Raw genomic sequence first — 18600 nt, 5'->3', positions numbered from 1 at the left:
TTTTCCATCTGCGCGCGCGCAGCGATCAGCGGTTCCTTGAGGTCGAGCGGGCGGATCGTCCGCAGATTGATCGTGCCGCCGACCGACCCTTCGATCGTCTGCGCGGTCGGAACCTTCGTCACTTCGACCGAGGCGATCAGCGCGGCGGGCAAATCCTCGAAACTGATGCCCGAGCGGCCGGCGCCCGATCCGACGGTGGAAACGCCGTTGATTTCGGTGCGGTTGGCGTCGGTGCCGCGGATCTGCACGGCGTTGCCGACACCCGCCTGCCGGGTGATCTGAACGCCGGTGACATTTTCGAGCACTTCGGCGAGGTTCTGGTCGGGCAGCTTGCCGATATCCTCGGCCTGGATGACTTCGACGATATTGTCGGTGGAGCGCTTTTCGCCCAGCGCGGTGGCAAGGGAGCTGCGAATGCCCGTTACGACGATCGCATCATCGCCTGTCTCATCGGCGGTTGTCGCGCTATCCTGCCCGGTCGCGTCCTGCGCAAAGGCGGGGCTGCCAAGCATCGCGAATGCAGTGGTGCCGAGCAGCGCCGCCGCAAGGTTAATTTTGCCTGTGCCCGATGCGCGAACGATGCTGCCCCGAATCATCCCACTCTCCCAATTTGATCTTGTTTGGAAGGAAGCTCGCTTTGTCAGACCAATATGTCAACCCATGTTGTATACCGAAAGCCGATTGATATTGTCCTACCTGTCATGTAGACCAGCCTGCAAGAATCATAAAAAAGGGTGAGGTGCAGTGCAGATAAGGGCGGTTTTCACGATAGCGATGCTGGTCTCGACAGCGCATCCCGCGCTGGCGCGCGACATGCTCGTGGCCGACCAGGCGCAGTATAAGGCGGCGGTGAAAAAGGCGCAGCCGGGCGACACCATCATTCTCGCCGACGGCGAATGGCGCGATTTCCAGATCGTCTTTACGGGCAATGGCAGCGCCGCCAAGCCGATCACGCTGACCGCGCAGACCAAGGGTAAGGTGACGATCACCGGCCAGTCGAACCTGCGCATAGGTGGTCAGCATCTTCTCGTTTCGGGCCTCGTCTTCAAAAATGGTGCGAGCCCGACCAACGAGGTGATCAGTTTCCGCCGCGATTCCAAAACGCTCGCGACCGATACCCGCGTGACCGAGGTTGTCATCGACGGTTACAGCAAGACCGACCGCCGCGTGGAAGACATCTGGGTCGCGCTTTACGGCACCGGAAACCGCATCGACCATTCGCATTTCGAGGGCAAGACGAACAGCGGCGTGACGCTCGCGGTGATCCGCCGCGCGGGCGATCCGCTCGATAACCGCCATCGCATCGATCACAATTACTTCGGCCCGCGTCCGCCGCTCGGTTCGAACGGTGGCGAAACGATCCGCATCGGCACCAGCGAGGAGTCGCTGTCGGCGTCGAACACGACCATCGAACGCAATATCTTCGACCGCACCAGCGGCGAGGTCGAGATCGTCTCGATCAAGTCGGGCGGCAATATCATCCGCGAAAACCTGGTGCTCGAAGCGCAGGGCGCCTTTGTGCTGCGCCACGGCAACGGCAACCTCGTCGAGCGCAACATCTTCTTCGGCAAGGGCGTGCCCGACACCGGCGGGGTGCGCGTGATCAACCGCGACCAGATCGTGCGCGACAATTATTTCGAGGGGCTCGCGGGCACGTCATTCAAGAGCGCGATCAGCATGATGAACGGCGTGCCGAACTCGGTAATCAACCGCTATCATCAGGTCGCGAACGCGCGGATCGAGGGCAACAGCATTATCGACAGCGCGCGCATCACCTTGGCCGCTGGGGCCGACGCCGAGCGGTCGGCGGCGCCCGTCGACAGCAAGTTCGAGCGCAATCTGATCGTCGGCGCGCAGGGGCAGGATCCGTTCCGCGCCGAGGGCGAAATTGGCGGCATTGCAATGGCGGGCAATGTCGAGGCGAAGGTCGCCAAGCCGCTGCTGGGCGCGGGGGTCGAGCAGCGTGAGGTCAAGCTCGAGCGCGCCGCCAACGGCCTGCTTTACCCGGCCGATCCGGCGCTTGCCGCGGTCGGCGCGCCGCGCGACCTGAAGCCGGTGAAACGCGGCGAGGTCGGGGCAAGCTGGTATCGCGGCGATGCGCCCGAAGCGGCATTCGGCAGCGGCAGCAAGCGGCCGCTTGCTGCCGGCGCGTCGGTCGCACAGGCGGTCGCCGAAGCGAAGGCGGGCGATACGTTGACGCTCGCGACCGGCACCTATGACATCGCGGCGCCGCTGACGGTGCGGCACCGGCTGACCATCGCGGGCACGACGGACGCGAAGCCCGTGCTCCGCATCGCGTCGAGCCTTGCGCGGATCGAAGGCGGCGGTGGATTGCGGCTCGAAAATCTCGCGGTCGATGCGAGCGGTGCGCCCGGCGACGGCGCGCTGATCGCGGTCGGGAGCGGCGTCGCGCCCAACTATAGCGTCACGCTCGACGGCGTGTCGGTGCGTGGGCCCGGCAAGGGCCGGCTCGATGGCATCGCCATGGCGCCGGGCACCTTCGCTGACGATATCAGGATTACGAACAGCGACTTTGCCGAATTGGGCGTGGTCGTCGCGGCGACGGGCGAACAGGAGCCCAAGGGCTGGTATCCGATGGAGCGGTTGACGATCACCGGCAGCCGCTTCGCGCGCGTCGCGATGGTCGCCGACCTGCTGCGCAAGGGCACCGACGAGAGCACCTTCGGTCCATGGTTCGCGATGATCGGATCGAGCGTCGCCGACAGCGGCCGCGACGGCGCATCGCTGCGCATCTCGGGCGCGCAGCACGCAGATGTTGTGCAAAACAACTTCGCAAAGTCGGATGGCGTCCTTGTTATCCATTCGGTCGGCGCGCCCGAAACGCAGATTGCGTCGAACGCCTTTGCTGCGACGCCCGCGCCGCGGATCGAGGAACTCGCGTGGAAAGGCTCGCCGCGCGGGCAGATCGCGGGCAATGTCGTGGAGGCGCGCCCGTGACCCGCACCATCGCGCTCTTGCTAGCCGCCGCCACGCTGCCAGCCGTCCCCGTTTCGGCGCAGACCCCACCGGCCGCTTCGGCGCAGGCATTCGCGCCGCTGTTCGCCGCCGAAATCGAGCGCGCCAAGACCGGCGTCGAGGCGTCGATCAAGGCGGGCGTCAACGTGCCCGTCCCCAAGGATCCGGGCGGGGGCTTCACCCACGAACAGCATAAGCGCAATTACCGCACGATCTTCGAGGGCGGGCAGCTCTATCGCCTCACCGGCGACGTTCGCTATCGCGATCATGTCCGCGACCTGCTGCTCGCTTATGCCGACCTCTATCCGGGGCTCGGGCCGCATCCGGCCAAGGCCAACCAGAGCGCGGGCCGCCTCTTCTGGCAGAGCCTCAACGACAGCGTCTTCCTCGTGAACGCGGTGCAGGGCTATGCCGAGATCCGCGATGCCCTGTCCGCCGCCGACCGCAAGCGCATCGACGATCAGGTGATCCGCCCGATGGCGCACTTCCTGTCCGACGGTTCGCCCGAGGTCATCAACCGCATCCATAATCATGCGACCTGGGCCGCCGCGGGCGTCGGCCTGTCGGGCTATCTGCTCGGCGACCGCGATCTCGTCGACAAGGCGTTGCTCGGGCTCGACAAGAGCGGCAAGGCGGGCTTCCTGCGCCAGCTCGGCCTGCTCTTTTCTCCCGACGGCTATTATGCGGAAGGGCCCTATTATCAGCGCTATGCGCTGCAGCCCTTCGTCGTCTTTGCAGCGGCAATCGCGGCGAACGATCCGGGCCGCAAGATTTTCGAGTATCGCGATGGCATCGTGCTGAAGGCGATCCGCACCGCGATCGACGTGACGCACGACGGCACTTTCCTGCCGATCAACGATGCGATGCCCGACAAGAGCCTGCGCACCGAGGAACTCTATCACGCGGTCGCGATCGCCTATGGCGCGACGAAGGATCCGACCTTCCTGTCGATCGCCGACTGGCAGGGGCATACGGTGCTGACGCCAGCGGGGCAGGCGATGGCGGCCGACCTTGCGGCGGGCAAGGCCAAGCCCTGGCCGTTCGGCTCGCGCAGCCTGAGCGACGGGCCCGAGGGCAAGGACGGCGCGCTTGTGCTGCTCCGCACCAAGGCCGATCCGACCGGCCCGCTGCTCGTCGCCAAGAACACGGTGCAGGGCATGGGACACGGCCATTTCGACCGCCTCGGCTGGCTCTATTATGACGAGACCGGCGCGGTCGTGACCGATTATGGCGCCGCGCGGTTCCTGAATGTCGAGGCAAAGCGCGGCGGGCGCTACCTCCCTGAAAACGATAGCTGGGCGAGCGCGACGATTGCGCACAATACGCTTGTGGTCGACGAGCAAAGCCACTTCGGCGGCGACTGGAAGGCGGGCGAAAAATCCGGAACGCGCCAGCTCGCGGCCTCGCTCGAAGGCCCGACGCGCTATGCGATCGGCGAAATCGACAGCGCGTACAAGGACGTCAAAATCCGCCGCGCGCTGTTGCTGGTCGAGATCGACGGCCTCGCCAACCCCCTAACGCTCGATATCCTCCACGGAACTGGCAGCGGCAGGCATCGCTATGACCTGCCGCTGCATTTTTCGGGACATATCATCGACAGCGATATCGCGTTCGATCGCAAGCTCGCCGAACGGCCGGTGCTCGGCAAGGCGAACGGCTATGAGCATCTGTGGATCGATGGCGAGGGCACCAAGACGGGCAAGGCGCGGCTGACGTGGATGCAGGGCAGCCGCTTCTACAGCTATCATATGCTGCCGCCCGCGGGGGCGCGCTTCATCGTCGCCGAAAGCGGTGCGAACGATCCCGAGTTCAACCTGCGCCGCGAACCCGCGCTGATCCAGCGGGTCGACGGCGCGGCGGACGCGACCTTCGTCAGCCTGCTCGAACCGCACGGCGCCTATGATGCGTCGGCCGAAACGGTCGTCGCGAGCAGCGCGCGCGTCTCGGCGCTCGAGCATCGCAAGGAGAAGGGCGCCGATCTCGTCCTGATCACGCTCGTGGACGGTCGTCGTATTGCGGTCGCGGTCGCCGACGATGTCACCGCCGGGGCCAAACACAGCGTCATCGCCGACGGCCGCACGCTGGCCTGGACCGGCCCCGTCGGCCGCCTCGACCTCGCCAAAACCGGAGCGAAGAAATGAGCAATATCAAGGGCCGCTTCCGCTGGGGCGTGATCTCGCTGATCGCGCTTGCCACCGTCATCAACTATATCGACCGCAACGCGCTCGCGGTGATGTGGCCCGAAGTGTCGAAGGAAATCGGCGCATCGAAGGAAGATTATGCGCTGCTGGTGACGATCTTCATGATCTTCTACGCCTTCGGCCAGTCGATCTTCGGGCGCATCTTCGACGCAATCGGCACGCGGATGGGTTTTACTATCTCGATCGCCGTCTGGTCACTGTCGATCGCGGCGCACGCGCTGGTTCGCTCGATGCCCTTGCTCATGGTCCTGCGCGCAACGCTCGGCGTCAGCGAGGCGGGCAACTGGCCCGGCGCGGCGAAGGCGAACGCGCTATGGTTTCCGTCGCGCGAGCGCGCGCTGGCCCAAGGCATCTTCAATGCGGGCGCTTCGCTCGGCGGCATCATCTCGGCGCCGCTGATCGCATTGCTGTTCGTCCAGTTCGGCTGGCACGGAACCTTCCTGCTCATCGGCGTGCTCGGCTTCGTGTGGCTGGTTCCGTGGCTCTGGTTCTACAAGGCCGACCCCGACAAGCATCCCGGCCTTGGCGAAGAAGAGCGCAACTATATCCTGACCGGGCGCACCGAGGCCGGCCGCGACGATAGCCGCCGCGTGCCACTGGGCGAATTGCTGCGCTATCGCCAGAGTTGGGGCGTCATCCTGTCGCGCTTCTTCCTCGATCCGGTGTGGTGGTTGTTCGTGTCGTGGCTGCCGATCTATCTGGCCGAAACCTTCGGCTTCGACGTCAAGCAGATCGGCCTGTTCGCATGGGTGCCTTTTGTCGGCGCGATGCTCGGCAGCCTGTTCGGCGGCTGGCTTTCGGGGCGGATCATCACCGCTGGCGGCGGGGTGCACAAGGCGCGCACGCTGACGATCGCGATCGGTTGCGCGATCATGCTCCCGGCGCTGCTGTTCGCCATCGGGGCCAGCGAGCCGCTCTCCGCCGTGCTGCTGATCGCCTGCATCCTCTTCGGATTCCAGATGGCGATCGGCAATATCCAGACGCTGCCCAGCGACTATTTCGGCGGCGGCGCCGTCGGCAGCCTCGCGGGGATCAGCGGGACCGCCGCGGTCGCCGGGACGCTGATCACGACCTGGCTCGTCCCCGTGCTCACCAAGACAAGTTACGCGCCGATCTTCGCATTAAGTGCAGCGATCGTGCCGATTTCTTTCCTCTGTTTCTGGCTGATCGGCGGACGCGTCGAACCGGTCGTCACCCAACCCACCAACACCCAAGAATAAGGAACTGCATCACATGACTCTCCAGGGGAAAACCGCGCTCGTCACCGGCGGCGGACGCGACATTGGCCGATCGGTCTCGATCGCGCTCGCGCGCGCCGGCGTCCGCGTCGCGATCAATTACAACAGTGGCCGCGAAGCCGCCGAAGAGACGCTGAAAACGATCAAGGACGCGGGCGGCGACGCCTTTCTGATCCAGGCCGACGTCACCGACAGCAATGCGGTCAAGGCGATGCTCGACGAGGTCGGCATCGCGTTCAGCGGCCGGCTCGACATCCTCGTCAACCTCGCCGGCGGCATGATCGCGCGCAAGACGCTGAGCGAGATGGACGAAGCCTTCTTCGACCAGGTGATGACGCTCAACCTGAAGTCGGTGTTCCTTGTGCTGCAGGCGGCACAGCCCTTCCTCGGCGAAGGATCGGCCGTCGTGAACGTGTCGTCGCTCGCCGGCCGCGACGGCGGCGGCCCCGGCGCCTCGGTCTATGCGACCGCCAAGGGCGCGCTGATGACCTACACGCGCTCAATGGCCAAGGAACTCGGGCCGCAGGGTATCCGCGTCAACGCGGTCTGTCCCGGCCTGATCGGCACCAGCTTCCACGACATTTTCTCGAAGCCCGAGGGCCGCGCCGCGACCGCCGGCAACACGCCGCTGCGCCGCGAGGGCCATCCCGACGAGGTCGCCGACGCGATCGTCTATCTGGCGTCGCCGGCGGCGAGCTTCCTCGCGGGCGTCTGCCTCGACATCAACGGCGGGCTGGGTTTCTCCTGATGCGCCGGCTCGTAGCGACAGCCATCGTTGCCCTGCTCGCGAGCGGGGCGCAGGCCCAGACCCGCGAGCGGACCGATGCGCCGCCGCTCGAGCCGTACAAGATCATCCTTGTTGGCGATTCGACGATGGCGCCGCACAGCGGTTGGGGCGGGGCCTTCTGTTCGCGCCACGTCAAATCGTCGGTCGCGTGTCTCAACGCCGGGCGCGGCGGGCGCAGCACGCGCAGCTATCGCCAGGAAGGCGGCTGGGAAATCGCGCTCGCCGAGGCGAAGGTGCCCGGCTATCGCGGCACCTGGGTGCTGATCCAGTTCGCGCATAACGACCAGTCGAGCAAATCCGAACGCTGGACCGACGAGACGACCGAGTTCCCCGCCAACCTCCGCCGCTTCGTCGAAGAGGTGAGGGCGGCGGGGGCGACGCCGGTGCTCGTCACCCCGCTGACGCGGCGTGAGTTCAAGGACGGCAAGCTCAAGAACACGCTCGCGAGCTGGTCCGATCAGGTGCGCGGCGTTGCCAAGGCGATGGACGTGCCGCTGGTGGACCTCAACGCACTCAGCGCCGCGCAGGCGCAGGAAATGGGCGCCGAGATGGCGGCCAAGCTGGCGCAGGAACCGCCGACAGCAGAGGAACTCGCCGCGGCGAAAGCGGGCACGACGCTGACCGCACGCCCGGCGCCGCCCGAGCCCGCCCCGATTGCGGGCGATGGTGCGCGCGGACAGGTGACGCGCAAGTTCGATTATACGCACCTCGGTGACATTGGCGCCGAGGTCACCGCCAAGCTGGTTGCGCAGGCACTTGCGCGTGCGGTGCCGGACCTCAGGAGCCAGCTCGTTCGCTGACAAAGGCATGCATGGCAAAATGGACTAACCAATTTGCCATACATAGTGGTTGACAATGTTGCAGCCACGATTGACTATATTGGCCAGAACAGAATCGACTTTTGGGAGAGACGACGTGAATTCTCGTAATCAGATCCGTGCGCGCGTGCTGCGTGCCGCCTTGCTGGCCGGCGCCGGTTCGATGCTGCTGATCGCCGCGACGCCCGCGATGGCGCAGGACGCACCCGCACCGCAGGCCGAGCCGGAAGAAGACGCGATCGTCGTCACCGGCATCCGCGAAACGATCCAGAATTCGATCAACACCAAGCGCGAAGAAACCGCGATCGTCGACGCGCTGTCGTCGGACGACATCGGCGACATCCCCGCCATCTCGGTCGGGCAGGCGATCCAGACGATCACCGGCGCGACGACGCACCGCGAAAAGGGCGACGCGTCCGAAATCGCGCTGCGCGGGCTCGGCCCCTTCCTGTCGAACGCGACCTTCAACGGCCGCGATGCATCGAACGGCAGCGGCGATCGCTCGGTGAACTTCAACCAGTTCCCGTCGGAGCTCGTCAACAATATCAAGATCTACAAGACCCAGCAGGCGAGCCTCGTCGAGGGCGGCGTCGCGGGCACGATCGAGATCGGCACGCTGCGCCCGCTCGATTTCGGCAAGCGCCGGCTGCAGGGCGAGGTCAAGGCGCAGTTCAACCCTTATGGCGACCGTATCACCGGCGGATCGGGCGGCATCGGCTGGCGCGGGACGCTGAGCTATGTCGACCAGTTCGCGAACGACACGATCGGCATCGCGATCGGCGTCCAGCGCAACGACACGAACAATCCCGAAGAAACCTATGCCGCATCGACGACCTGGACCGCGTGCCAGGCCTCGCCGGTCGTCGCGAATGGCAATTGCAACGAATATGAGCGCGGCGAATATGGGCAGAACCTGCCCTTCTACCTCGTCCCCAACGCTTATACCTTCCGCCAGATCAGCGAGACCGACAAGCGCGATGCGGTGTTCGGCGCGATCCAGTTCCGCCCGACCGACACGCTCGACATCAATCTCGACGTCCAATATTCGAAGCGCACCTTCGTCGAAAGCCGCCGCGACCTCAACATCTCCGAGGGTCGCAACGGCCTGACCAACGTCGTTTATGACGAGAATGGTATCGTCCAGAGCCTCAGTGGCCTTTCAGCGCTTGAATCGAACGGATCCGAACTGTCGCGGTCGGAGGAATATCTCGGCGGCGGCCTGTCGGTCGACTGGGAAGCGAGCGACCGGCTGACGATCAAACTCGACGGCAGCTATTCGCGCACGATCCGCAAGGAAATCGAACGCAACGTCCGCCTGCGCACCGCTGCGACCGACGTCAACGGCGTGCGCACCATATTCAACAACCGGCGCATCCCCTATAAATATGAGATCACGCCGGGCAGCTTCGTGCCGACGATCACGATCGACCCGCGTTTCGACCTCAATAATCACGATCTCTTCTGGGAGGATTCGCGGTTCCGGCGCGACGAAGCCAAGCGCCACAACGAGATTTTCGCCGGTCGCTTCGACGCGATCTATGAACTCGACGGTTTCCTGAAGACGATCTCCGCCGGCGGCCGCTGGTCGCAGCTTACCTATCGCGATTACGACCTGCGCAACGGCGATTTCAACCTGACCGAGCCGATCGCGGTGGACAAGCGGATCAACAATATCTGCCGCCAGGCCTTCCCGCAGACCGATTTCCTGTCGGCGGCCAAGGGCAACAGCATCAACAGTTGGGCGACCTTCGACGTCGATTGCCTGTTCCGCGAATATCTGGGAACCGAGGATCCGGGCCTGCCCGACGAGATGCGCTCGGTCGCCAGCCGCAATGTCAAGGAAACCACGCTCGCGGGCTATGTCATGGCCGATTATGAAGGCGACCTCGGCAGCCTGCCCGTGCGCGGCAACATCGGCGTGCGCGTCGTCAACACCCGCGTCACCTCAAAGGGGCTGCGCAGCGACCTGATCGTCGTTCCCGACCCCAGCGGCGACGGCTCGTTCACGCTCGACGAAACCGGCGACTTCGTGACCGAAACGATCAAGAGCAGCAACACGCGCATCCTGCCCAGCGTCAACGCGATCTTCGAGGTCGCGCCGAACACGCTCGTCCGCCTCGCGGGCTATCGCGCCATGTCGCGCCCCAACCCGAGCGCGCTCGGCGCCGGGCGCACGATCACGCTCGAAGGCGCCGGGGACTTCACATCGATCGAGGATGCGATCGACAATATCCGCGCCAACGGCAGCCCGCGCCTGAAGCCGCTGATGTCATGGAACGGCGACCTGTCGGTCGAATGGTATCCGAACAAGGACAGCCTCCTGTCGGCGACCGTTTACTACAAGCAATTCAACGGCGGCTTCCAGCCGGTGGTGTTGAACGAGGATTTCACGATCGACGGCGAGACGGTGTCGATCCCGGTGACGCAGACGCGCAACAGCCCCGACAAGTCGCGTATCTATGGCCTCGAACTGACCGCGGCGACGCGCTTCAGCTTCCTGCCGAAGCCGCTCGACGGGCTGGGCGCGAAGGTCAGCTATAACTACGCCGACTCCAATTTCGAGACGCAGGACATCCGCCTCGGCGACCAATATGATCCTGTCACCGAAGAGGTGAGCGAAGGCATCATCCCGCCGGCGGGCCTCTCGGGCTATTCGAAGCATGTGCTGTCGGCGCAGGCCTATTACGACATCGGCCCGGTGTCGCTGCAGGCGATCTACAATTATCGTTCGAGCTATTTCCAGGACTTCGTCGGCGGTAACAGCCAGCTGCGCTATGTCGGGCCGAGCGAGACCGTCGATTTCCGCGCGTCGCTGAACCTGATGCCCGGCGTGTCGCTCCGCTTCGAGGCGCTCAACATCTTCAACGAGCCCAAGGCGACCTATATGCCGGTCTATGGCAGCAGCCGTCAGTATCATTATTATGGCGCGAAATATTTCATCGGCGTCCGGGCGCGGATCTGAAACTAACTTCGGTCATGGGCTTCAAACTTGTCCTACCGGATTGTATGGACTTCCTGACACTTGTGCGGGGAGAAGATTGACCATGGCCGAACGCCGCCTTTTCGAAGATGTCGCCGATACGATTCGGCGCCTGATTCTCGACGGAACCTTTCCGCCGGGAACGCGGCTGCCCGGCGAGCGCGAGCTGTCCGAGCGCTTCGAGGTCAGCCGGGTGACGATTCGCGAGGCCGAGATCGCGTTGCAGGCGACGGGGTGGATTCACATCCGCACCGGCGCGGGTGCCTATGTCGAGGCGATCCTGCCCGGTGACAATGCGATCCTGCCCAAAGTCAGCGCCTTCGAGCTGACCGAGGCGCGGTCGCTGTTCGAGGCCGAAGCCGCGGCGCTTGCCGCGCCGACGATTTCGGCCGAAACGCTCGCCAAACTCGACGAATTGCTCGAGGCGATGGCCGATGACAGCAAGAGCGAGGAAGATATCAGCGCGATCGACCGCGAGTTTCACATGACGATCGCCGCCGCGTCGAGCAACAAGGCGATCATCCATGTGATCGAGAGCCTGTGGCGGATGCGGATGGAATTGCCCGAGGTGCGGAGCAGCCATTCTTTGGTGTGCCGCAAGGATGGCAGCGCGCGTCAGGCCGAGCATGCCGACGTCGTCGCGGCGCTGCGCAAACGCGATGCGACCGGCGCCCGGCTCGCGATGCGGCGCCACTTCAACCGCCTGATCGAATCGATGCTCGACGAGACCGAGGAGCGCGCGATCGTCGAGCTGCGCCGCCAGTCCGCCGAAAGCCGCCAACGCTATCTGCTGAGTGCAAAATTGGCCTGATGCCGGACTATTCGCCTTCACCGGCCGCGCCGGATCCGGTCGCGGCGCTGCTCGGCGCACGCCTGTCGGGGCGCGCGCTCGCCGCCTTTCCTGCGCCGGTGCCGGCCACGCTCGCTGAGGCTTATGCGATGCAGCAGCGCCTGATTGCCGCGCTGGGCGCGCCAGTGCTCGGCTGGAAGGTCGGGCGTATTCCGTCGGCCTTGATCGAGGTTCTGGGCGCCGAGCGTGTCGCGGGACCCGTGCTGCGGATCGCCGAACTCGACGGGGAGGTTCCGGGCGATGCGGCGATCTTCGCTGGTGGCGCCGGTGCGATCGAGGCCGAGGTGATGCTGCGCCTGCGCGCGGTGCCCGACCGGCTGACGGGCGGCGACGACGGTGCCACATGGGTTGACGAGATCCGCGCCGGGTTCGAAGTCGCAAGCTCGCCCGCACCCGACGTCCACGACCACGCCCCCTTTGGCATCATCGCCGATATCGGCATCAACAACGGGCTTCTGCTGGGGCCGAGGCTGGACATCGCCGATTTCACGACGCTGGCGGTCGAAACGCAAATCGATGGCGTGACGGTCGGAACCGGGCGCGCGATCGACGTGCTCGACGGTCCGTGGGGATCGCTCAATTTTCTCGTCGACCTCGATCGGCGCGGCGTGATCGAACTGAAGCCCGGACAATGGATTTCGGCCGGTGCGATCACCGGGGTCCATGCGATCGGCATTGGCGGGGCGGCGGCAGCCCGTTTCGGCCGGGCCGTCCAGATTGCCTGCACCGCCATCGGCGAAACCGGATTCAAACCATGATCTCGCCCCAAGGAACCATCGCCTGCTTCGGCGAAATCGTCATGCGCGTATCGGTTCCGCACGGCGAAATGCCGCTGCAATCGGCGCGATTCGACGCGCATGCCGGCGGCGCCGAGGCGAATGTCGCCGTCGCGCTGGCGACGCTTGGGCATCAGACCGCGATGATCAGCGCGGTTCCCGAAGGACCGATCGGCGACGGCGTGCTGGGGGAATTGCGCCGCCACGGCGTCGATGTTGCGCCGGTGCTTCGCCCCGCGGGCCGCATGGGCCTTTATTATTACCTTCCCGGTGGTCCGATGCGGCCGGCCGAGGTCGTCTATGACCGCGCCGGCTCGGCTTTTGCCGAGGCCGGGCCGGGCGACTGGCATTGGGATCGCCTGCTGAACGGCGCCGGCTGGCTGCATGTGTCGGGGGTTACGCCCGCGCTCGGGCCGAACAGCGCCGAAGCCGCGCTCGAAGCTGTCACGCATGCGCGGGCGGCCGGGATCGGCGTCTCGTTCGACGGCAATTGGCGCGGACGCCTTTGGGATCGCTGGCAGCCCGATCCGGCGGCCATATTGAAACCGATCGTCGCGCAGGCGACGGTGCTGTTCGGCAATCATCGCGACGCGGCGCTGCTCCTCGGCCGCGAGTTTTCGGGTGAAGCCGAAGACCGGCGGCGCGAGGCGGCCCTCGCGCTGCTCGATCACTTTCCGTCGCTCGAATATGTTGCATCGACGGCGCGTGAGATAGTCGGCCCGGATGTGCACCGGATCACGGCGCGTATCGATACACGCGACGAGGGAGGCGCAAGCGATCCCACCATCGTCGCGCCGGTGATCGACCGGGTCGGAACCGGCGATGCGTTCGCGGCCGGCATTCTCGACGGATTGTGGCAGGGGAGGGGCTTGGCGGATGCAGCGAAGCGCGGCCTCGGGCTGTCCGTTCTCAAACATGGCATCCACGGCGATCTTGCGCCATTTTCGCGCGCAATGGTCGACCGCGTTTCCGATGTGGCGCAGGACATTTCACGCTAGAATCTGCCGGGCGAGATTCGGCTGAATGGCTAATGTCCATTCGTCGCTCGACGAACGGCGGCAGTCCGCTTTCGCCATTGCCATCGAAATTTCGAAACAAAAAGGGGCAATAACCCCGCCGAGTTTATGGCCTCAGCCAATATGCTGAAAACAAGCCATGAACTACTAATGATGGTGCGGTCGAGAAGACTCGAACTTCCACGGCCTTTCGGCCACAACGACCTCAACGTTGCGCGTCTACCAGTTCCGCCACGACCGCACATCATGATGGTCCGGACGGGTCCGGCACCAGGTAGGAGCGGGCGCCTAGCAAAGCTTTCCGGGTGATGCAAGCGAGCTTCGCTGCATTTATTTTCGCTGGTGCGAGCAGACGGCTCCTAGCGCTGCTGTCGATGTCATCGAACCGACTCAAAAGAGTCACTCAAGTGTCACGGCTCTGGCGTCAGACCGTCATCGAATCACCCTAGTGGCGGCGTCACCGGGGGCGAGTCAGCACATCTCTTCTCGTTCGCCGGTGATTTTTCATCAGGGGCGCCGCTCAACCGATAGTGGGGGCGCACACCGGGAACGGAGATTTTCATGGCGGCTTTCGCACGCATTCGTTTGGTCATGCTCAGCGGCGTGGCCTGTTCCATTCTTGCGGCGTGCGGTGCCGACGGCGTCGCGTCGCCGGGTGAAGGCGTGATCGTCATTCCTGCCCCGACGCCGACGCCGACCCCCACGCCAACCCCGACCCCGACGCCGGGGACCGTGACCCCCGCCGCGAACTGCCCGACCATCGCCGGTCCCGACCAGCTTACGAACCTCGGCACGATTTCGGGTCCCGGCGGCGAATGGCGCAATTGCGGCTTCCCGACGCGCTTTACTGCAACGACCGCCATTCCGAAGGTCGCGGGCGTCATCTATTCGCTCCCCGGCCGCGTCGATGTCGGCACCGACCAGGGTGCGGCGAGCACCAACAATGTCGTCACGCTGACGGTCGATCCGGGCGTCACCATCTTTGGCGCAACGGGCGTTTCCTTCCTCGCGGTCAACCGCGGCAACCGGATCGACGCGGTCGGCACGCCGACGCAGCCGATCATCTTCACCGGCCGCGGCAACGTCGTCGGCTCGGCGGGCGACCAGACCTCGCAGCTGTGGGGCGGTGTCGTCCTGCTCGGCCGCGCGCCGATCACCGACTGCCTTGCACCGGGCGCGGCGCCGGGCACCGCGGCCTGCGAACGCGACACCGAAGGCACGTCGAACGCGCTCTATGGCGGCGCGCAGCCGGCCGATAACTCGGGCCGCCTGTCCTATGTCCAGATCCGCTATTCGGGCTTCATCCTGTCGGCGGCAAGCGAGCTTCAGGGTCTGACCCCGTCGGGCACCGGTTCGGGCACCCAGATCGACCATGTCCAGATCCACAACAGCTCGGACGACGGCATCGAAGTCTTTGGCGGCCGCGTGAACATGAAGCATCTGGTGATCACCGGCGCCGAAGACGACGGCCTCGACACCGACGTCGGCTATAAGGGCAACATTCAGTATGTCATCGGCGTGCAGCGCGAGGGCGGCGCGGTCGGCGACTCGATGATGGAAATCGACTCGAACGGCAACGAGGATGCGGTTCCGCGCCAGAATGTCGCGATCTCGAACTTCACCTATATCCACCGCAACAATGCGGCGGGTAACGGCGTGTCGATCCTTGTCCGCGGCGGCGCAGACTATACCTTCGCCAACGGCCTGATCGTCGCTCCGGGCTTCCGCTGCCTCGGCCTCAACAGCGCGACGACGATCAACCCGGCGAACCCCGCGCTCGACGAAGCCGGTCCGCCGAAATTCTTCTCGGTCTCGTTGCAGTGCAACGCCTCGCCGTTCCGCGGCACGAACGGCGTCACCGACGCGCAGGTTCAGACGATCTTCGAAGCCGGCACGAACAACCGCTCGAACTATGTGCCCTCGCTGACCAGCCTGTTCATCAACGGGGCGACCGAAACCGGCTTCACGCCCTTCAACGCGAAGACGCTGAACGCCTTCTTCGACACCACCGTCTATGTCGGCGCCGTCCGCGACGCCAACGACACCTGGTATCAGGGCTGGACCTGCAACTCGACGACCGCGAACTTCGGCACGACGAGCGCCAGCTGCAGCGCCATCCCGACGACCTGATCGCTCGCGATCCAATTGGGGAGCGGGCACGCCTGACGGGCTGGCCCGCTCCCTTCCTGCATATAATTGGGGACTTTCCATCATGACCAAGCGGCCGATCTTTGCCAGCCTGCTTCTCCTCAGCTCCGCTCTCGTCGCGCCCGCCGCTCTGGCGCAGGACACGGGCGCGCCCGCGCCTGACGCGCCGCCGGTCACGACCGAAGCGCCCGCGGCCGACGATGCCGCGGCCGAGGACGACGAACAGGGCGATGTCTCGATCCCCGGCGGCGCCGATCAGGAAATCGTCGTCACCGGCCGCTTCACCCCCAACGTCGTCCGCGCGACCCCCGAAGTCGTCTCGGTCCTCTCGTCGGCCGACATCGCGCGTACCGGCGAAGGCGACATTTCGGGCTCGCTGCAGCGCGTCACCGGCCTGTCGGTCGTCGGCGGCGGCTTCGTCTATGTCCGCGGCCTCGGCGACCGTTACTCGCTCGCGTTGCTCAACGGCTCGCCGCTGCCGAGCCCCGAGCCGCTGAAGCGCGTCGTTCCGCTCGACATCTTCCCGTCGAACGTCATCGATTCGACGCTCGTCCAGAAAAGCTATTCGGCGAACTTCCCCGGCGAATTCGGCGGCGGCGTGATCAATCTCACGACCAAGGCGATCCCGCGCGAACCCTTTATCACCTTCAGTGGCGGCATCGGTTGGGACAGCGAGACGACGAACCAGCTTGGCTATACTTACTATGGCAGCGACACCGACGGCACCGGCTTCGACGACGGCAGCCGCGATGTTCCCTCGCTCCTGAAAGCCGCCTTCGCGAGCGGCAAGCCGATCCTCGAGGGCGCCGATTTCTCCCAGGAAGATCTGGAATTTATCCAGATGGAGCTGGTCAACAGCGACACGACGCTGCTGCAGCAGAATGACCATATCCCGGTCAACTGGTCGGCGGGCATCACCGGCGGCACGACCATTCCTCTCGCGAACGGCGAACTCGGCATCATCGCCACCGCGGGAATCAGCAACAAGTGGCGCACCCGCGACACGTTGCAGCAGACGTCGCTCAACCAGGATCTGTCGGGCGATCCGCAGACAAGCTACAACCGCGTCATCACCGACAATCGCATCGTCGTGAACGCGCTGCTCGGTCTCGGGCTCGAAATCGGCGAGCACAAGCTGCGCTGGACCAACCTTTTCATCCGCGACACGCTGAAGCAGGCGCGTCTCGGCCTCGGCACCGACGCGAACCAGGTCGGCCGCGACATCATGAAGCAGGACACCGCCTGGTACGAGCGCCAGCTGATCAACACGCAATTCGTCGGCGAATTCCATTTCGACGCGTTGAAGGTCGATCTGCGCGGCGCTTACGCCAATTCGCAGCGCGAGGCGCCCTATGAACGCGGCTTCACCTATGTGCGCACCAACCTGCCGACCGACCAGGATCCCACGGGTAACAAGTTCGTCAACGACCTTGGCGGCAACCGCGGCGACGCGACGATCGCCTTTTCGGATCTGAACGAGGATCTGTGGTCGGGCGGCGTCGACCTGTCGTACGAGCTGGCCCCGCAGATCACCGCGACCGTGGGTTACGCCTATTCGGACACGAGCCGTACCGCCGTGCGCCGCGCTTTCCAGTTCCGTGCCTCGGGTCTGCCGGTGCCGGTGACGCAGCTGCGTCCCGATTATCTGCTCTCCGATGCGTCGATCCAGCTCTATGACATCACGCTGGTCGAAACGTCGGCGCAGGACGGCACGGCGGCGTTCGACGCCGGGCTGACCACCCACGCCGGATATGCCCAGCTTCAGGCCGAGATCGTTTCGGGCATGAACGTCAATGTCGGCGTGCGTTATGAGGACGGCAAGCAGACTGTCGTGCCGATCGACCTGTTCGGCACGGGCGGAAGTGCGATTGCCGCAACCAATATCAACAACGACTATTGGCTGCCGGCCGTGACGCTGACCTGGGAAGTGGCGCCCGATATGCAGCTGCGCCTCAACGCATCGAACACGATCGCGCGCCCCCAGTTCCGCGAACTCATCGCGCAAATCTATCAGGATCCCGAATCGAACCGCCAGTTTCGCGGCAACCCGTCGCTGGCCGATAGCGAGCTGTGGAACAGCGAGCTGCGCTATGAATGGTATTTCGCCAAGGACCAGCGTTTCACCGCGGCGGGTTTCTTCAAGAAGATCGAAAACCCGATCGAGGCTTACACCTCGCTCAGCACCGATTCGATCGCCAACACCAGCTTCGCCAACGCGCCTAAAGCGTTGCTTTACGGTGGCGAGGTCGAGGTTCAGAAATATTTCGCGCTCGACACATTGTCGGACTCGGCCTTCTGGGCAAGCCGCCGCCTGGTGCTGATTGGCAACTACACCTACACCAAGTCGGAAATTCAGGTCGGCGCTGGCGACACGACGGTGATCAACGGTGTGGTGCAGGATGCGAGCAACTTCTTCTTCGACGGCGCGCCGCTCACCGGCCAGTCGGACCATCTGGTCAATGTCCAGATCGGGCTCGAAGATCAGGACAATCTGTCGCAGCAGACGCTGCTCCTGACCTATGCCAGTCCGCGCGTCACCAGCCGCGGCCCGTCGGGTCAGCCCGATATCCGCGAAAAGCCGGGCATCTCGCTCGACTTCGTCGCTCGTCAGGGCATCTCGCTGCTGGACAAGGAAATCGAACTGAAGTTCGAGGCGCGCAACCTGACCGGCCGCAATTACGAGGAAGTGCAGACGTCGGGCGACAATCGCATCTTCCTCAACCGTTACAAGCTGGGCCGTACCTTCTCGCTCAGCGCGTCGCTCAAATTCTAGGGTCAAAATCCTCCCCGTCGCGCAGCGATGGGGAGGG

General features: G+C 64.8%; 12 protein-coding genes and 1 tRNA gene. 11 read left to right on the top strand and 2 right to left on the bottom strand.

Annotated features, from left to right (window positions below; translation table 11 throughout):
• A partial coding sequence (locus tag VJ811_RS09185; RefSeq protein WP_324071970.1) for a TonB-dependent receptor plug domain-containing protein occupies positions 1–596 on the bottom strand: 596 nt, incomplete at its 3' end.
• A 178-nt stretch (positions 597–774) separates the two neighbouring features.
• On the opposite strand from VJ811_RS09185, the gene VJ811_RS09180 reads away from it, so the two are divergent.
• The 9 genes from VJ811_RS09180 to VJ811_RS09140 all read left to right on the top strand — a co-directional run bounded on the left by VJ811_RS09180 (position 775) and on the right by VJ811_RS09140 (position 13624).
• A complete protein-coding gene (locus VJ811_RS09180) occupies positions 775–2958 on the top strand; it encodes a chondroitinase-B domain-containing protein (protein WP_324071969.1) in 2184 nt (727 codons plus the stop codon).
• Positions 2955–5117, top strand: coding sequence for a heparinase II/III domain-containing protein (locus VJ811_RS09175; protein ID WP_324071968.1), 2163 nt, complete (start codon positions 2955–2957; stop codon positions 5115–5117). Before VJ811_RS09180 ends, VJ811_RS09175 begins: the two co-directional genes overlap by 4 nt.
• Complete coding sequence (locus tag VJ811_RS09170; protein WP_324071967.1) at positions 5114–6397, top strand: MFS transporter; 1284 nt, start codon at positions 5114–5116, stop codon at positions 6395–6397. Before VJ811_RS09175 ends, VJ811_RS09170 begins: the two co-directional genes overlap by 4 nt.
• Before the next feature lie 13 nt (positions 6398–6410).
• A complete protein-coding gene (locus VJ811_RS09165) occupies positions 6411–7163 on the top strand; it encodes a glucose 1-dehydrogenase (RefSeq protein ID WP_324071966.1) in 753 nt (250 codons plus the stop codon).
• Positions 7163–8002, top strand: a complete 840-nt coding sequence (locus tag VJ811_RS09160) for a rhamnogalacturonan acetylesterase (protein ID WP_324071965.1) — start codon at positions 7163–7165, stop codon at positions 8000–8002. The genes VJ811_RS09165 and VJ811_RS09160 overlap by 1 nt, the downstream gene beginning before the upstream one ends.
• Before the next feature lie 115 nt (positions 8003–8117).
• A complete protein-coding gene (locus tag VJ811_RS09155; RefSeq protein WP_324071964.1) occupies positions 8118–10982 on the top strand; it encodes a TonB-dependent receptor in 2865 nt (954 codons plus the stop codon).
• 82 nt (positions 10983–11064) lie between these two features.
• Positions 11065–11811, top strand: a complete 747-nt coding sequence (locus VJ811_RS09150; protein WP_324071963.1) for a FadR/GntR family transcriptional regulator — start codon at positions 11065–11067, stop codon at positions 11809–11811.
• On the top strand, positions 11811–12608 hold the full coding sequence (locus VJ811_RS09145; protein ID WP_324071962.1) for a 2-keto-4-pentenoate hydratase: 798 nt from the start codon (positions 11811–11813) through the stop codon (positions 12606–12608). Before VJ811_RS09150 ends, VJ811_RS09145 begins: the two co-directional genes overlap by 1 nt.
• On the top strand, positions 12605–13624 hold the full coding sequence (locus VJ811_RS09140; RefSeq protein ID WP_324071961.1) for a sugar kinase: 1020 nt from the start codon (positions 12605–12607) through the stop codon (positions 13622–13624). The genes VJ811_RS09145 and VJ811_RS09140 overlap by 4 nt, the downstream gene beginning before the upstream one ends.
• A gap of 172 nt (positions 13625–13796) precedes the next feature.
• On the opposite strand, the gene VJ811_RS09135 is transcribed toward VJ811_RS09140, so the two are convergent.
• Positions 13797–13883, bottom strand: a tRNA-Leu gene (locus tag VJ811_RS09135).
• Positions 13884–14203: 320 nt separating this feature from the next.
• Here VJ811_RS09135 and VJ811_RS09130 point away from each other — a divergent pair.
• Entirely contained in the window at positions 14204–15772 is a 1569-nt protein-coding gene (locus VJ811_RS09130; protein ID WP_324071960.1) for a hypothetical protein, read from the top strand.
• Positions 15773–15854: 82 nt separating this feature from the next.
• Positions 15855–18563, top strand: a complete 2709-nt coding sequence (locus tag VJ811_RS09125) for a TonB-dependent receptor domain-containing protein (RefSeq protein WP_324071959.1) — start codon at positions 15855–15857, stop codon at positions 18561–18563.
• Positions 18564–18600 lie beyond the last annotated feature (37 nt).

Source organism: Sphingopyxis sp. (assembly GCF_035250425.1).
Taxonomy (GTDB): domain Bacteria; phylum Pseudomonadota; class Alphaproteobacteria; order Sphingomonadales; family Sphingomonadaceae; genus Sphingopyxis.
Note: the sequence above shows the minus strand (reverse complement) of the source record. Positions and strands in the feature narration are given on the sequence as shown.

What these genes read in the sequence shown, in the direction of transcription:
- VJ811_RS09180 (WP_324071969.1), top strand. Translation starts at nt 775, where the DNA reads ATGCTGGTCTCGACAGCGCATCCCGCGCTGGCGCGCGACATGCTCGTG.
- VJ811_RS09170 (WP_324071967.1), top strand. Translation starts at nt 5,114, where the DNA reads ATGAGCAATATCAAGGGCCGCTTCCGCTGGGGCGTGATCTCGCTGATC.
- VJ811_RS09165 (WP_324071966.1), top strand. Translation starts at nt 6,411, where the DNA reads ATGACTCTCCAGGGGAAAACCGCGCTCGTCACCGGCGGCGGACGCGAC.
- VJ811_RS09160 (WP_324071965.1), top strand. Translation starts at nt 7,163, where the DNA reads ATGCGCCGGCTCGTAGCGACAGCCATCGTTGCCCTGCTCGCGAGCGGG.
- VJ811_RS09150 (WP_324071963.1), top strand. Translation starts at nt 11,065, where the DNA reads ATGGCCGAACGCCGCCTTTTCGAAGATGTCGCCGATACGATTCGGCGC.
- VJ811_RS09145 (WP_324071962.1), top strand. Translation starts at nt 11,811, where the DNA reads ATGCCGGACTATTCGCCTTCACCGGCCGCGCCGGATCCGGTCGCGGCG.
- VJ811_RS09140 (WP_324071961.1), top strand. Translation starts at nt 12,605, where the DNA reads ATGATCTCGCCCCAAGGAACCATCGCCTGCTTCGGCGAAATCGTCATG.
- VJ811_RS09130 (WP_324071960.1), top strand. Translation starts at nt 14,204, where the DNA reads ATGGCGGCTTTCGCACGCATTCGTTTGGTCATGCTCAGCGGCGTGGCC.
- VJ811_RS09125 (WP_324071959.1), top strand. Translation starts at nt 15,855, where the DNA reads ATGACCAAGCGGCCGATCTTTGCCAGCCTGCTTCTCCTCAGCTCCGCT.